The sequence below is a fragment of the Galbibacter sp. genome (genome assembly GCF_048266365.1).
Taxonomy (GTDB): Bacteria; Bacteroidota; Bacteroidia; order Flavobacteriales; family Flavobacteriaceae; genus Galbibacter.
Genome location: NZ_JBLWZP010000013.1, coordinates 68,760 through 84,043 on the forward strand (window position 1 = coordinate 68,760; position 15,284 = coordinate 84,043).

At 40.1% G+C, this 15,284-nt stretch carries 9 protein-coding genes; 4 read left to right on the forward strand and 5 right to left on the reverse strand.

The window, feature by feature from the left end:
* Positions 1-43 precede the first annotated feature (43 nt).
* The 4 genes from ACN0TV_RS15085 to ACN0TV_RS15100 all read left to right on the forward strand — a co-directional run bounded on the left by ACN0TV_RS15085 (position 44) and on the right by ACN0TV_RS15100 (position 6,346).
* Positions 44-1,351: a rhamnogalacturonan acetylesterase gene (locus ACN0TV_RS15085; RefSeq protein ID WP_417363870.1), complete on the forward strand. Its 1,308-nt coding sequence runs from the start codon at positions 44-46 to the stop codon at positions 1,349-1,351.
* Between the two features lie 21 nt (positions 1,352-1,372).
* Positions 1,373-4,231: a glycoside hydrolase family 2 TIM barrel-domain containing protein gene (locus ACN0TV_RS15090; RefSeq protein ID WP_417363872.1), complete on the forward strand. Its 2,859-nt coding sequence runs from the start codon at positions 1,373-1,375 to the stop codon at positions 4,229-4,231.
* 15 nt (positions 4,232-4,246) lie between these two features.
* The gene (locus ACN0TV_RS15095; protein ID WP_417363873.1) at positions 4,247-5,806 is read left to right on the forward strand and encodes a rhamnogalacturonan acetylesterase; all 1,560 of its coding nucleotides are present in this window, start codon (positions 4,247-4,249) and stop codon (positions 5,804-5,806) included.
* Positions 5,807-6,169: 363 nt separating this feature from the next.
* A complete protein-coding gene (locus ACN0TV_RS15100; protein ID WP_417363887.1) occupies positions 6,170-6,346 on the forward strand; it encodes a hypothetical protein in 177 nt (58 codons plus the stop codon).
* Between the two features lie 221 nt (positions 6,347-6,567).
* On the opposite strand, the gene rhaM is transcribed toward ACN0TV_RS15100, so the two are convergent.
* The 5 genes from rhaM to nhaA all read right to left on the reverse strand — a co-directional run bounded on the left by rhaM (position 6,568) and on the right by nhaA (position 15,212).
* Entirely contained in the window at positions 6,568-6,882 is a 315-nt protein-coding gene (rhaM, locus tag ACN0TV_RS15105) for an L-rhamnose mutarotase (RefSeq protein ID WP_417363875.1), read from the reverse strand.
* Positions 6,883-6,897: 15 nt separating this feature from the next.
* On the reverse strand, positions 6,898-8,262 hold the full coding sequence (locus tag ACN0TV_RS15110) for a glycoside hydrolase family 28 protein (protein ID WP_417363877.1): 1,365 nt from the start codon (positions 8,260-8,262) through the stop codon (positions 6,898-6,900).
* Between the two features lie 209 nt (positions 8,263-8,471).
* The gene (locus tag ACN0TV_RS15115) at positions 8,472-10,571 is read right to left on the reverse strand and encodes a RagB/SusD family nutrient uptake outer membrane protein (RefSeq protein ID WP_417363879.1); all 2,100 of its coding nucleotides are present in this window, start codon (positions 10,569-10,571) and stop codon (positions 8,472-8,474) included.
* A 39-nt stretch (positions 10,572-10,610) separates the two neighbouring features.
* Positions 10,611-13,763 (reverse strand): SusC/RagA family TonB-linked outer membrane protein, encoded by a 3,153-nt coding sequence (locus ACN0TV_RS15120; protein WP_417363881.1) that lies wholly within the window; start codon positions 13,761-13,763, stop codon positions 10,611-10,613.
* A 309-nt stretch (positions 13,764-14,072) separates the two neighbouring features.
* Entirely contained in the window at positions 14,073-15,212 is a 1,140-nt protein-coding gene (gene nhaA, locus ACN0TV_RS15125) for a Na+/H+ antiporter NhaA (protein ID WP_417363883.1), read from the reverse strand.
* Between the last annotated feature and the right edge of the window lie 72 nt (positions 15,213-15,284).

A 15,284-nucleotide genomic window follows, 5' to 3' on the forward strand; every position in this document is an offset into this window, starting at 1 on the left:
ACAATTGTAAACATAGTAACTTGTAGGACATTACAACCGAACTATGCGTGCAAAACAATTTAGGATTCTTTTCGTAGCGCTTTTGCTATGCGTATCTACATTTGGACAACACCAAGAAAAACCTCAATGGGGTTACCAATTTGGATCCCAAACTAAAGCAACAACATCATTTATTGCGGTACAAACTCCCAGTTCGTGGAAATATGGATCTTATGGCTTTGATTTCGATACCGCTGAAGCAGTTCATATGATGGACAAAGGGATGATAGCTACTTCTTCGGTATACTTTTCCGTGTCGGTAGCCCCTGGAAATTACCTGGTGAGCATATGCTTTGGAAGTGAGGATACACCAAGTGTGAATTCAGTAAAAGCAGAGTCTAAAAGACTTCTAGTAAATCAGCTAGAGCTTCAAAAAGAAACGCATAAAGTACTTGAATTTGTGGTGCATGTTCAAAGTAAAAAAATAGATTCAACAGAGGAGGTTCGCTTAAAACCTCGAGATGTAAATGCACTAAATTGGGACGCGAAACTCAGCCTAGAATTTTTAAGTGGGACGGCTATTGAAAGCCTTAAGTTTATAAAACTTGACTCCATACCAACACTCTTTCTAGCGGGTGATTCTACAGTCGCTGATCAAGATCTGTCACCATGGGCTTCTTGGGGACAATTCATTACCCAGTATTTTAACGGCTCTATTGGAGTGGCCAATTATGCGGCTTCTGGAGCGTCACTTCCCTCTTTTAAAGGGAGAAAGCGTTGGGATAAGATTTTGAGTTTAATTAAAAAAGGTGATTATGTGATGATAGAGTTTGGGCATAATGACGAAAAAATTAAAGGAAAAGGGGCTGGTCCTTGGGCATCCTATACTGCATTGTTAAAGGCATATGTGACTGCTGCTAGAAGCAAGGGAGGAATTCCTATACTTATAACGCCGCTACAGCGTCGTGCCTTTGATGATAACGGAAAGCTCAAACCTACCCATGGTGATTATCCAGATGCCGTAAGAGCAGTGGCAAAATCACTTTCTGTACCCCTGATTGATCTTACTAAAATGTCTTCGGTTCTCTACGAGTCTTGGGGAGCAAAGGATTCTAAATATGGTTTTGTTCATTACCCTAAGAACAGCTTCCCTGGGCAGGATATGGAGCTGAAAGACAATACGCATTTCAATGATTTTGGAGCTAACGAAATTGCCTTATGCGTAGTTCAGGCCATTAAAGACTTGGACATAGACCTTAAGGGCCATTTAAAATCTATAAAGGAATATAACCCCAAAGATCCTAATCGTATCGAAGATTGGACTTTGCCGATGAGCCCCAGATTTGAAGTTAAAAAACCAGAAGGAAATTAATAACCAACGCACCATTGCATCATGATAAATAAATTTAATATAAAAACCATAACTACTACACTGACACTAGTTTTAAGTGCTGCCATATGTTTTGGACAGCAAACAAAAAAAATATACCTCTCAGGAAAGGATTTTGAAAATCCTGTAGCTTGGGAGTTTTTTTGCACCGATGGACAAAACAGCAATACCTGGACAACTATAAATGTTCCTTCAAACTGGGAACTCGAAGGCTTTGGTGAGTATACGTACGGAAGGTGGTATAAAGAGTTACAGCAGGATGAGCCTAGTAAAGAAGAAGCCTTTTACAAACATCAGTTTAAAGTGCCGAAGTTGTATGAGGATCAACAGGTACGTATTGTCTTTGGTGGCGTGATGACCGATACCGAGGTTAAGGTAAACGGAAAGTTGGCTGGGGAGGTTCATCAGGGTGGATTTTATGAATTTAGTTATGATATTTCTGATTTAATCGCCGGTGATGGAGTTAATTTACTGGAGGTACATGTTAAGAAACACTCGGATAATTCATCAGTAAACAATGCCGAGCGTAGGGCAGATTGGTGGCTATTCGGTGGTATTTACAGACCCGTATGGCTCGAGATTAAACCAAAATCACATATAAATCATTTGGCTATAGATGCTAAAATGGACGGAAACCTCAACATAACATTGGAGACGGAGAACCTCCCAAAAAATGCCTATATCGTAGCTGATATTGTTGCTGTTACGGCTCCGAAAAAAGACTTCCCCGCACAAAAAAGCAGTATGGATAACTCAAAGCAGACCATCAGCTTTCAGTGGGAAGACATTGCTTTATGGACTCCAGAAACACCTCATTTGTATTTGCTGAGACTGCAACTCAAAAAGGGAGATCAGCTCTTACATCAGGTTGAAGAGCGTTTTGGATTTAGAACCTTAGAATTTAAACTTAAAGATGGTATTTATCTTAATGGAACCAAGGTAGTTTTTAAAGGGATCAATCGCCATTCATTGTGGCCAGAATCCGGACGGAGTACTACCAAGGAACTTAGTATAATGGATGTGAATCTGATTAAGGATATGAATATGAATGCGGTTCGTATGCACTATCCTCCAGATGATCATTTTTTAGACGCATGTGATTCCTTGGGACTTTTTGTGCTGGATGAATTGGCTGGTTGGCACGGACGTTATGATGAGAAGAAAGGTGCTAAATTGATCAAAGAAATGGTGGACAGAGATGTGAATCATCCGTCGGTTACCATCTGGGATCAGGGCAATGAAGGAGGGTGGACTGATGCCTTGGATGCTGTATTTTATCAGCGTGATCCACAACAACGCTTGGTCATTCATCCTTGGGCAGACTACAAGGGTTGGGACACTCATCATTATCCTACGTATTTAACAGGAGTTCACAGGTTTGTCAATGGTGAAAACGTATTCTTCCCCACAGAGTTTATGCATGGGACTTATGACAACGGACATGGTGCGGGGTTGGAAGATTTTTGGAAACGCTATAGTGAGAGCCCTCTTTTTGCCGGTGGGTTTTTATGGGCCTTCTCTGATGGAGCGGTACTCCGTTCGGATTGGACCGGAGATACAAAGTATGATTCCAAAGGGTCATTGGCTGCAGATGGAATTTTAGGACCCCATAGAGAAAAGGAGGGAAGTTTTTATACGGTAAAACAAGTGTGGAGTCCAATTCAAATTGATCCACTGAGAATTACGGAAAGCTTCACAGGTAAATTACTTATTTCCAATGGTTACCTGTTCTCAAATCTAAACAGTATCAAGATGCAATACAAATTAATGCAACTTCCTGATGCGATGTTTTACAAGGATCAAAATGTGCAAATTATAGCCGAAGGGGAGCTTGACTTGCCTAGTGTTTTACCAGGAGAAAAAAGGAATGTAACAATAGCGTTACCTTCTAATTTCTTTGATGGTGACTGGTTGGAAATCAAAGCAACTGACTCTTATGGAAGAACTATAAATACCTGGACTTGGCCAATTCACAGGCCTAGTTATTACAGCGATAAGTTGATCAAGAAATCAACTTCCAAAAACGCTAAGGCGAGTGTTACTCAAACTGAACAAGCCGTGACTCTAAAAGCAGGAGGCATTACAGTACAAATAGGAAAAACGGATGGTTTGATTAAACATATCAGTAATGCGTCAGGGGAGGTTCCGTTTAACAATGGACCAATACCCATAGGATTTAAAGCAGAAGTTGAAAAAGTAGCGATGTCCATGGAAGGTGATTCGGCAGTGTGTTATATTGATTACAATGGCGGTATTGATCATATCAAGTGGACCATGTATCCCGATGGACGCCTTAAAATGCATATGCTTGCACTTAAAAACGCAGGACGAAGCAATGGTTTTGACGGGGCGTTCTATCAACCCGATATCAATATTTTTGGGATTACATTCTCGTATCCGGAACAAGGGGTAGAGGGCATGAAATGGCTTGGAAAGGGACCATACAGAGTTTGGAAAAACAGAATCAAGGGCACCAATTTTGGTTTTTGGGAAAAAGAGTATAACAATACCATCACCGGAGAGAGTTTCGAAAATCTCGTCTATCCAGAGTTTAAAGGATACCATGCCAATTTAGTGGCTGCCAGCATTCAGGCTGATAAAAATAGTTTTAAAGTTTTTAGTGAGTCTGAGAATGTGTTTTTAAGATTGTTTACGCCTGAAAAACCTAAAAATGCATTTAAAGGATCTCGTGGACACCCAGAGTTTCCTGAAGGAGATATCTCATTTTTGTATGAGATACCGGCGATGCATTCCTTTAAGCCCGTCTCTCAACATGGCCCTAACAGTCAACCGACTAATATTCGGATTAAAAGCGGTGATGATGGTATATCAATGATACTTTGGTTGGATATTAGAAATTGAAAAAAACTATAGCGTATGCGTATTAGAATATGTGTTGTAGCACTTTTATGTCTACTTTTTATTCAGTGTCAGGAGGAGACCAACACTAGAAAACCAGTACTGTATACTGTTGGTGATTCGACAGTTAAAAATGGACAGGGTAATGGTGCAGGAGGTTTATGGGGATGGGGAGATTTTATAGGTCAATTCTTAGACACTACCCAAATTACTGTACAAAACAAAGCTTTAGGAGGAACTAGCAGTCGAACTTATATTCAGAAGGGATTGTGGAGTGAGGTATACCAAAAGATAGAAAAAGGAGATTATGTACTCATACAGTTTGGGCATAATGATTCTGGTCCCATCAATGATGATTTCAGGGCAAGAGGTACCATTAAAGGTGTAGGAGAAGAAAAGGAAGAGATTCACAATATGCTCACCAAGGAGGATGAAGTTGTTCATACCTATGGATGGTATATCCGAAAAATAATTCAGGAGACAAAGGAAAAAGGAGGGATCCCTATTGTAATGTCACCCATTCCTAGAAATAAATGGCTGGACGGTAAAGTGGGTCGTAATAATACCTCCTATGGCTTATGGTCCAAACAAGTTGCAGAGAGTGAAAATGTCACCTTTGTCGATTTAAATCAACTTATGGCTCTACAGATGGAAAAAGTTGGACAAGAGCATATCTTCGATAATTTATTTTATGAAAGAGATCATACGCACACCACAGCCAAAGGGGCAGTTCTAGCAGCTTCGATTATTGTGGAGCAACTCAAGGGGACGACCCTGGGTATAAAGGACTATCTGTTAGAGGATCCCAACATTGTATTGCCAAAGAAAAAACGACTGTATCTGATAGGAGATTCAACAGTGGCGAATAATGGTTTACCTGAGGCAGTAGGCTGGGGGGTAGCCATGGAAAAGTTTGTGGATACCACCAGAATTCGTGTTATAAATGCGGCGAGAGGAGGGCGTAGCAGTCGAACTTTTTATAATGAGAAGTTGTGGGAGAAGGTATATGATTCCTTAAAAAAAGGAGATTTCGTTCTCATGCAGTTTGGGCATAATGACGGTGGATATATCGATCAACCAAAATACCGCGGCTCTATTACAGGAATTGGAGATTCCACAGTAGTAGTTAAGAAGAAAGATCAGCCGGATGAGGTGGTTCACAGTTATGGATGGTATATGGATCTTTTTGTAAAACAAACACTTGAAAAAGGAGCTATTGCAGTGGTACTAAGCCCTGTTCCTAGGAATCGTTGGGAAGCCATCAAAGTAATCCGTAACAATAAGAGTTATGGTTTGTGGGCAAAACAAATCGCAACAAAAAACCAAGTTACTTTTTTAGATCTGAACGATAGTATTGCTAAACAGTATGAGGCTATGGGGCCTGAGAAAGTCAGTATGTTTTTCTCCAAGGACCATACGCATACTAACGTAAATGGAGCAAGCTTTAATGCCGCTGTTCTAACTCAAAGCCTAAGAGAAATCAAGAATTTAGGTTTAAGAGGTTACCTGGTGGATCAAAAGTCCATTGGGGAGTTACGCTCTGAGGCTTTACAATCAATAGTAGATCGCATGCCATAAAGCAATTCATTGGGTTTTGATGGCAATAGTCAATTTGATTTAGTAAAATCTTATCAATTTTGTAACGTGTTAGTCATCCATATTGGTTTAGAACAGGAACATTTCACGAACGATTCTACTTTCTTAAACCGATTACAGTCCTGATTTAATAACAAAACGACTACTTGATTATGGAAAATTTATACAATTTCTTAACGAAGATCAAAGCCCTGTTGCAGCTCGGAAAGCGCTTCAAAAAATAAGTCCATTATTGACCACAGATGAATTTATTGCTTATGTAGCAGTTCAGAAGAAACCCATTAATTTTATCCTGATGCCATAGCCCATACCAATAAACGCTTTATCATAGACAGGCCTAAAAAAATCGGGCTTACCACGAAATTTGATGATTTTATTTGGAAGCAGGTGGCGGATTGTCATTTAATAGAATGGATGATCGGTTCGAAGTTTCAAGTACTCCCTGTGAATAAGATGCTATTCTCAATTGATTACCTACCCATGTCTCAGACAAAAACCTTATACCGCTATGCCCAAGAATAAAAGGAGCGGATGATCTAATATCGTAGAAAAAAGTTTGGAAAATACAAGAGCATCATCCGGTTGCTTTGTAATGCACACTTCAAAAGCAAATGATAAAGTTCATAGTACGATTTCTACAACACCGGAGCGTTTAAAAGCACTCAAAGAATTGCTGATAATCAACTGATATGCCAAACGGAATACGATCAAAAGAAGGCTGATAATTTAAAATCTCTTTAATATTATTTCATATAGAAAACCTCGGTTAATGGGCTCTCAACAGGAGAGTTATCATCATTGGTTTCCATTATGTCTGCCATATAAGCCCACCATTTTTTAACTAGAGGGTGATTAGGAATTTCCTCTGGCTTGAAATTATTCGCTAAATGCTGTACCGCAAAAAGTGTCAATGTGGGCTCATCTAAGAAAATTGCATAGTCGCTAATGCCTTGATCCGACAGTAGGGTTCTGAGTTCAGGCCATATTTCGTCGTGACGTCTTTTGTATTCATCAGTATAACCCGGTTTTAATTTCATGGTAAATGCATTTCTGGTCATAGGAATATGGATTAGCTAGCTCTGATTGAAATTCACTACGTTTTGGTTTATTATTTTTTCAGTTCTGATACTATCAACAGTAACCTGGTTAAGGCTTATGTTTTTTATCGGAACTTCCTCTTGGCCAGTAATCTTGGATATAAAATCTACATTTTCAGCATGGATATCACTCATGTGTATATCTTCAATAACGGTTAATCTTCTCTGGTATGTGGGGACTAAATCTCTCCATTGATAAAGTACATCGGTGTCGATACCCAAAACTCCTGCCGCAATTTTTCCGGCCTTGATACTGTCCATATAAATATTTCTGACAGTTCCTCCTCGGCGTTCATTGGTTTTTATGAAGAGTAAATGGTTGAGTTTGGCATTGTCAGCCACTTGGCAATTCGACATATAGACATTTTCAACCCCGCCGGAAAGCTCACTGCCGATGGCCATTAATTGATGACCGTTAATGATGTTACAATTTTTAATAACGATGTTTTTTGAGGGTGTATGCAGTCGCCATGCGTCTTGATTTCGGCCAGATTTTATTGCAATAGCGTCATCACCCTGATCAAAAGTACAATTTTCAATGATGATATTTTGACTCATTTCCGGGTCAACACCATCATTGTTATGGCCGTGGGCAAATACCTTGACATTTTGAATACTTACGTTTTTGGATAGGTAGGGATGTATGACCCAAAATGGGCTGTTGGTAATGGTTACGCCTTCTAGTAAAATGTTTTCAGACCTGTTGAACTGTATAAATTGAGGCCTTAAATTGGCGGTGTCGTTTACCATCTGTCGCACTTCTACCGGAACATTTTTTGCAGCCATATGATATAGCTGTTTAAGACTATTCATATGTCCCGGTGGTCGATCAAACCATGCTCTCCAAGTATCCATTTTGGCTTTTAATTCGCCCTTTCCTGTGATGGCTATGTTTTTACATTGATAGGCATAAATCAATGGAGAATAATTATAGCATTCAAGACCTTCCCAACTGCTTTGAACAGCTGGCAAATAATCCTCTGGATCATCTGAGAATAGTAACACAGCGCCTTCTTCCAAATGAAGATTTATGTTGCTTTTAAGATGTATTTTACCCGTTAGCCATTCTCCTTTAGGGATGATAATACGTCCACCTCCATTAGCATTTGCTACAGCAATGGCCTGCTTAATAGCTAAAGATGTCGCTTCTTGGTTATGGGGTACAGCGCCGTAATCCGTAATGCTGTACTTTGTACTTTGACTAAAATCAGGGATCTTTACTTTCACCTCTCCAAAAGGAGTCGTTGAGGTGATTGTTTGTATCGAAATCTCATTCATTTGTGGTTGAAATGAAAGCATCAGAAAACAACTGCTAAGAATTAGTGTAAGGTGTTTGAACATGGTGGTGGTGTTGGTTTGGTTTAAAGATAGTGTAGGTAATTGTGATTTGAATCCTGTACCTACCTGTATTAAGAAGACTTTCTTTGAAAAAAAAATGCTTCGCCAATATGAAGTTGACGAAGCATAATGCAATAGAAGTTATCTAGGTTTTTTAAGAACAAAGTGAGCTAATTATATAATACTGTAACTTCCATTATTTTGTATTAATCTTAATACCCGGGGTTTTGCCATGCAGCCTTATCTGCGGCTGAAAGGTTACTACCGTCATCATTGAGTAATCCGTCTATAAATGACTGTGGTATTGGCCGTAATTCGTGTTTGTTTTCCGTAATGCCTGTTGCAGCCTCTGGGTTAAACGCTCTGGCCCTGCTAATTAGAGTCTCAGTTCTAGAGAGCGTTTCCCAACGTTGCCATTCTCCAAGTAATTCTCTGGTTCGTTCATTAAGTATAAAATTCAATGCACGCTCGTATTGCCCTGATGCTCCCATAAGAGTTAATATTCTCTCATCTTCATCCGGCAGATCATTAGGAAAGGAAGTCAGCTCCAAGCTAGAGGCATCTGTAGTAACGGATATATCAGGATTAGAGAGATAATAGGTGTTTATATTCAGGTTTGAATTGACGTAATTCTCAGCAGCTGTACCTGTGTTGAGGGCATTGTTTTCAAAAGCCATACCACCATCAGTATAATAGGATCTGTTTTCTCCTGATTTCCACTGTGCTCTTCTTCTAACCTCGTTGATATCATTCATAGCCTGTCCGAATTGGCTTAAGCGAACATAGCATTCAGCACGAACCAAATAAGTTTCTGCTAGTCTTGCCATGGTGACATCACGATGGGCATCTCCTTTTTCAGCTTGACGTGAACCGTCATCTGTTTTATTGATTCCTGCAAAGAAGTTACAAATGGGTTGGTTTTTAAAAGTAGGGGCCACATATTCTCCATTTTGATAGAGTACCAAGGAATTGGGAACCCATTGTCCAGGTTCGCTGGTTAGTGATCCCGAGGTTGGCGTTTGACGATTTCCTGCTTCCCATTCTGCCAATCTCCCTTGGTCGTCTGTCCAATCCGGGTTTTGAATAAAAGCTCCAAAAGTATAGTTATCATAAGTGTGATCATCTTCAGTGTTGAGAATCATTACAATTCCTGGATCTCCTGGTTGAACATCATAGCCTTCTTCCGGTACGTTATTTGCGCCATATACCGTTTTGAAAGTTTTCCACATCCTTGAATCATTGACGTGATCAAATACGGCATAACTGTATTCGGTAGGTCTACAACGCTGAAATCCCATTCCTCCAATCCATACTCCTCTTCGTACCCAACCTCCCGAGAAACTATTAAATTGTGGGTTGAAGTAGTTATAAGTTCTATTTCCAAATCGACCTTGTGTAGCACCGTCCGCATTATGGCCGGCAGCCATGAGGATCTCGTCAAGTTGCTCTATGTCGCAATCAACACCTGTCCAGTTGGAGTACAAATCATTGTAATCAGGTGTTAGCGGACCTCTAGCATTTATGGCATATGTGGCTGCTTCTATAGCTTCTTTTAAATCAGCATCTTTGTAAGCGCTGTTCCAGTCGTCGTTACGTTCTGAGGATCTAAACAATAGTGCTTTTGCCAAAAAGTGAGCCGCGGTAGCCTTGGTCCAGGTTATACCTTTTCCATAGGTGAATTCTTCTCCTGCGAAAAGTTCATAAGCATTTCTGAAATCCGAGATTACTTGTTCCCAGCACTGCTCAGCCGTAGGTCTTGTAAAATTTCTAACAACTCCTTCAGCAGGTTCGGTTTGTAAAACCACACTTCCGTACTGTGCTGTTAATCGGTAATAATTATAGCCTCTTAAAAAATAGGCGTGTGCCAAGCAACGATTTCTGGCGCTTTCATCTGTGATAACCTCTGGTGCTTTGGCGATGATGATGTTCGCTGATGAGATTCCGTAATACAATTGATCCCATAGTTGTGCCGGAGATGTAGCATTTTTATTGGCAGCTCCGGTTTCCGTTGTGGCTCCCAGTGGTCCCAAACGATTGTCATAAGTGTTCCACATCTCGTTGGTAAGGTCATTGGCATTGGTGAACTCGTCAGTTCCGTAGAGCGTGATCCCATAGGCCCATTCGTATCCAAAATGCCACCTGATATTTCCGTAGAGAGAGCGGGCGAGCTCTTCCAGTCCCTCTGGTGTGTTAAGGTAGTCTGTAGAGTATTTTGTGGTCAACTCTTCATCGAGGAAATCTTTATTGCAGGAGACTATGAGCAGTCCGAACAATGAAAAAAGATAAATTCCTATTTTATTTTTAAGCTTCATATCTTTAAGTTTTTAGTGGTGTTTATATGTATAGCCCGGTTATATTCCGATATCAATTCCCAATGCAAAACTTCTGTTGAAATAGGTAGAGTTCACATCAAAATCATACCAATCCACACTTTGATAAATGCTTCCCGGATTAATGGCTTGGAAGTATATTTTTAGGTTGTCAAATCCGTTTTTAGCACAGAAATCATTGGAGAAATTATAGCCCAAAGAAATATTTCGAATCTTTACAAAACTTGCATCTTTAAATCCAAGAATTCCGGAAAAATCATCCTGAGACCCCGAGGTCGCTTGTCCTAAGATAGGTTTTTGAAATTCAGCATCAGGATTGTCAGGGGTCCAGTAATCGACTTTGATTTGATTGGAATGAGCTGTCATTGCCTGTCCTCCTATATTCGCATTGTACCCCAAACGAGAGTAGACATTCATACTGAGTTCGACGCCTTTATAACTAAATGCATTATTCCATCCCAGAACCCACCTCGGAGAACTGTTTCCTAATACGACGCGATCTTCTTCGGTCATCATGTAATCTCCATTTTGATCTTTTGGACGCACGTTACCCGGAGTAAAATCATAGTCATTGTCATTCCATAACTCCATTTCTGCAAGATCTTCTGGGGTATCTTGCCAAAGGCCCAGGTTGTCAAAACCATATTCCATGTTAATGGATTGTCCAATAAACCATCGGTTATCCACCATGTCATTTTCACCATAGGCAAGCTCTTCGATTTCATCCTTCTGCCAGGCAATATTGATGTTGGTGTCCCAAGCAAAACCTCCTTTGGTCTCAATAGGTGTGGCATTAAGGGTTAACTCAACACCGCGGTTGTTGGTTTTTCCTATGTTTGAGATGATGTTCGGATAACCTGTAAGGGTGGGGATTTTAACTAGCAATAATAAATCCTCGGTAAATGATTTATACATATCTAAGCTACCGCTGACTCGGTTGTTAAATAGCGCAAAATCGAGTCCGATATTGAATTGGGTAGTTTTCTCCCAACCTAAATTCGGATTAGCCATGGTGAGCTGATCTCCAGAGTAATATGGTTCGTTAGTCGTGTAGCCGATTAGGTTTCCCAGGCCGTTAAAAGGAAGGTAAATTTGTGTAATATCACCTTTAGTTGCATATGGGTCAACTGCCGAGTTACCGGTAGTACCAAAACCTAGTCGGAGTTTAAGATCATTAATCCAAGCTGCTTCACTCATGAAGTTCTCTTGTTTGATTCTCCAAGCAAAGGCGGCGGATGGAAAGAAATCCCATTTGTTCCCTTCTCCAAGCTGCGAAGCACCATCCCATCGTCCTGAAAGTGTGATGAGGTAGCGATCGTCAAATCCATAATTTGCTCGTACCATATAAGAGCTCATTTGCCTTTCAGTAAGGCCGGAACTCATTGAGGCATCGTTGTCAGGATTTGTAAGGTCTATGGATCCAAAGGCATTCCATAAATAGGAATCCTTAGGAATGTTATTGGAGCTCATCGCAGATTGTTCGGTATTCCAAGAAGAAGCCGTTTGTAAAAGTGTCAATCCTAGATTGTGCTTTTCTGCAATAATTTTGTTGTAGATCAACATATTATCCAGGGTCCATGAAAAATCTCGTCGATTTCTCAACCTTGCGTAATTCGTACCGGCGGATCCATCAGAATTAATTTTATAGGCCGATGTAGCGTCGATATACGACCCTTCTCTCCAATTTCTGTAATCCGGTCCAAAGTTCATTTTGAATTCAAGACCGTCTAATGAGCTAACGATCTCACCAATATCAAATGTCGCTGAAAAACTACCTAAAATACGCATAGCTTCTGATTGTTGGGTGCTCTTTTCCCATTCGTCTTGTACGGTGTAAATCCCTGTTTCTCCTCCTGGATTAATAACGATGTTACCTTCAGAATCATAAGGCACTGCTATGTTGTATATGGCTTTTGCGTTTCCGTATATCGCATCTGGACCCGTACTGCTACGAGCACCTAGCCTTGACATTCCATAGTCCTGTTCACTCCAGCTGGCATTAACACTACTACTTAAAGTAAACCAATCCGTCGGTTTAATCTCGGCACTGATTTTGGCCGTGTACCGTTCGTAGAATTGACCTTTCTGCGTACCTTCATTGTCTAAGTAACCGAAGGAGGCATAAGCACTCATGCGTTCGGTGCCTCCACTGGCACTGATGTTATGCTCAGTAGTAATTGCAGTTTGTGTAACGATATCGGTCCAATCGGTATCCATTACCCTTGAGGGATCCCACGTACTACCGCTCCAACCTCTAAGAACATTATCTCTGGAGGTTTGACCATCGTCACTGTCAAAAATATCTTTATCATTATCAAAAGTTGGATTATCAGGGTGCGCATATATATCTGGACGTAAGTTATAGGCAGCCCAACGTCTAAAGTCAATAAACTCTTCTGCGCTCATTGAAGGTGCTCTATCTTCAATATTTGAGGTGGTGACTACAGTAGAGTAATTAAGACTAAATTTACCAACTCTACCTTTTTTAGTCGATACAATAATAACGCCATTAGCACCTCTAGAACCATAAATGGCAGTTGCTGAAGCATCCTTTAAAACTTCTATCGACCGTATATCTCTAGGGTTTAGGGTTTCAATTGCGTTTGGTGACATCAACGGGACACCATCCACAACATATAAAGGCGAGTTACTTGCAGTTAAAGATCTATTACCTCTAATACGAACTGATCCAATGGTGCCAGGTCGTTGGCTACTGGTAATATCTACCCCGGCAGCTTTACCTTGAAGCGCTTCAAGGGCATTGTTTACAGGTTGTTGCAGCAGTTCCTCCGAGCTTATACTGACCAAGGCCCCGGTGACGTCACTCTTCTTTGCCGTTCCATAACCTATAACAACAACTTCATCCAATTCATTGCTGTTCAATTCCATTGTAGCATTGATAGTACCCTGATCACCCACGGTCTTTTCTACTGTTGTAGAACCTATAAAGGTAAATACTAAAACCTCCCCAGGTGATGCGTCAATGGAATAGCGTCCATCAAAGTCCGTACTCACACCTCTTTGGGTGCCTTTTACAATCACATTGACTCCTGGCATCGGAATCCCTGTGGCATCTGTCACTGTGCCTGATATAGTGTTGTTTTGTCCGTATACTGTACCTGATACTAAAACAAACAACACGGTGCCAAGCCAGAGAAAAAAATTTTGTTTCATAAAATAAAATGGTTTGGTTAATTGTACCAAAAGTATCCAATGGTCATTATGAAACTATCCTGTAGTGTACTGTAACGGATTAATTAGCAGCTTGTAACCAATAGTATTAAATAACTAATTATTACGCCAAGGTCTATGTGCTATGGGTTGAAGTATAAAATAAAAAAGTTATGAAATTGTTAAATGAATAATTTTTCTATATGCATTTATTGATGAGATTGATCAATACACAGCAATGTACCGCTTTAATTACTATTAAAACCGTATGGCACACCATAAGAAACTTTGTTTTTAAGTTTAATCAGTCTGTTATTTTCTTTTTTTAAGGGTAAGTCGTAACGTTGTGAACCCTAGTAAACCTGCTAGTAAAGAGGATAATAAGATAACCAATTTCGAATTGTTGATAATAGTTGCATCTTCAAAGGCAAGTAAGGTTATGAAAATGGACATTGTAAACCCGATTCCTCCTAGGAGACCTACACCAAAAATATGCTTCCATTTCACCCTAGAGGGGAGTTTTCCGAGCCCTAGTTTAACGCCTATAAAGGTGGCTAGGAATATCCCTAATGGCTTTCCTACGATTAAGCCTGTGGCGATTCCTATACTGTAGTGGTGAGATAGAATTTCACCAAAATCCCCGTTAAGTATAATCGCAGTATTGGCTAGTGCAAAGATGGGTAGGATGACAAAGCTAACCGGCTTATGTAAAAAGTGTTGTAAAATGTATGAGGTGGATTTCTCGTCACCATTTCCAAACGGAATGGCAAAGGCTAACAGGACACCTGCAATGGTCGCGTGCACTCCAGAAAGAAGCATAAAATACCACATAAATACACCAGCGACCAAGTATGGAATAAGGTTCCTGACTTTTAATCGATTCAAAACTAAAAGAAATGCAAAAATACCTAAGGCATACATAAGGTTAGTAAACATTAAGGTTTTGGTGTAAAAGACCGCTATAATGATAATAGCTCCCAAGTCATCAATAATAGCTAAGGCAGCTAAAAAGACTTTAAGCGTATTGGGTACTCGCTTTCCTAGTAATGACAAAATACCTAAAGCAAAGGCAATATCAGTGGCCATAGGTATACCTGATCCAGACTGTTCAGGTGTACCGTAATTAAAGGCAATGTAAATTGCAGCAGGGACAGCAATTCCACCAATAGCGCCTAATATTGGTAGCATAGCATTCTTTATCTTCGATAACTCCCCGTGATAAATTTCACGCTCTAATTCAAGACCGATTAATAAAAAGAAAATAGCCATTAGACCATCATTAATCCATTGTTCAATACTATGTCCCGAGAATTGTGTTTGCCATATGTCAATATAGTTTGAACCTATAGCGGAATTGGCTAGTAATAAGGAAATTAATGTACAACCTATTAAGATGATGCCGGTTGATTTTTCGCTTTCAAAAAATTCTTTAAATAACTTCGTTAACTTCATAAACTTACTGCGCAAACCCATTGATCTTTAATGGATGGGAACAAAGCAGTACTCCCCTTTTTGTTAATAACT

Coding starts and splice junctions, on each gene's coding strand:
- ACN0TV_RS15085 (WP_417363870.1), top strand. CDS start 44: ATGCGTGCAAAACAATTTAGGATTCTTTTCGTAGCGCTTTTGCTATGC.
- ACN0TV_RS15090 (WP_417363872.1), top strand. CDS start 1,373: ATGATAAATAAATTTAATATAAAAACCATAACTACTACACTGACACTA.
- ACN0TV_RS15095 (WP_417363873.1), top strand. CDS start 4,247: ATGCGTATTAGAATATGTGTTGTAGCACTTTTATGTCTACTTTTTATT.
- rhaM (WP_417363875.1), bottom strand. CDS start 6,882: ATGACCAGAAATGCATTTACCATGAAATTAAAACCGGGTTATACTGAT.
- ACN0TV_RS15110 (WP_417363877.1), bottom strand. CDS start 8,262: ATGTTCAAACACCTTACACTAATTCTTAGCAGTTGTTTTCTGATGCTT.
- ACN0TV_RS15115 (WP_417363879.1), bottom strand. CDS start 10,571: ATGAAGCTTAAAAATAAAATAGGAATTTATCTTTTTTCATTGTTCGGA.
- ACN0TV_RS15120 (WP_417363881.1), bottom strand. CDS start 13,763: ATGAAACAAAATTTTTTTCTCTGGCTTGGCACCGTGTTGTTTGTTTTA.
- nhaA (WP_417363883.1), bottom strand. CDS start 15,212: ATGAAGTTAACGAAGTTATTTAAAGAATTTTTTGAAAGCGAAAAATCA.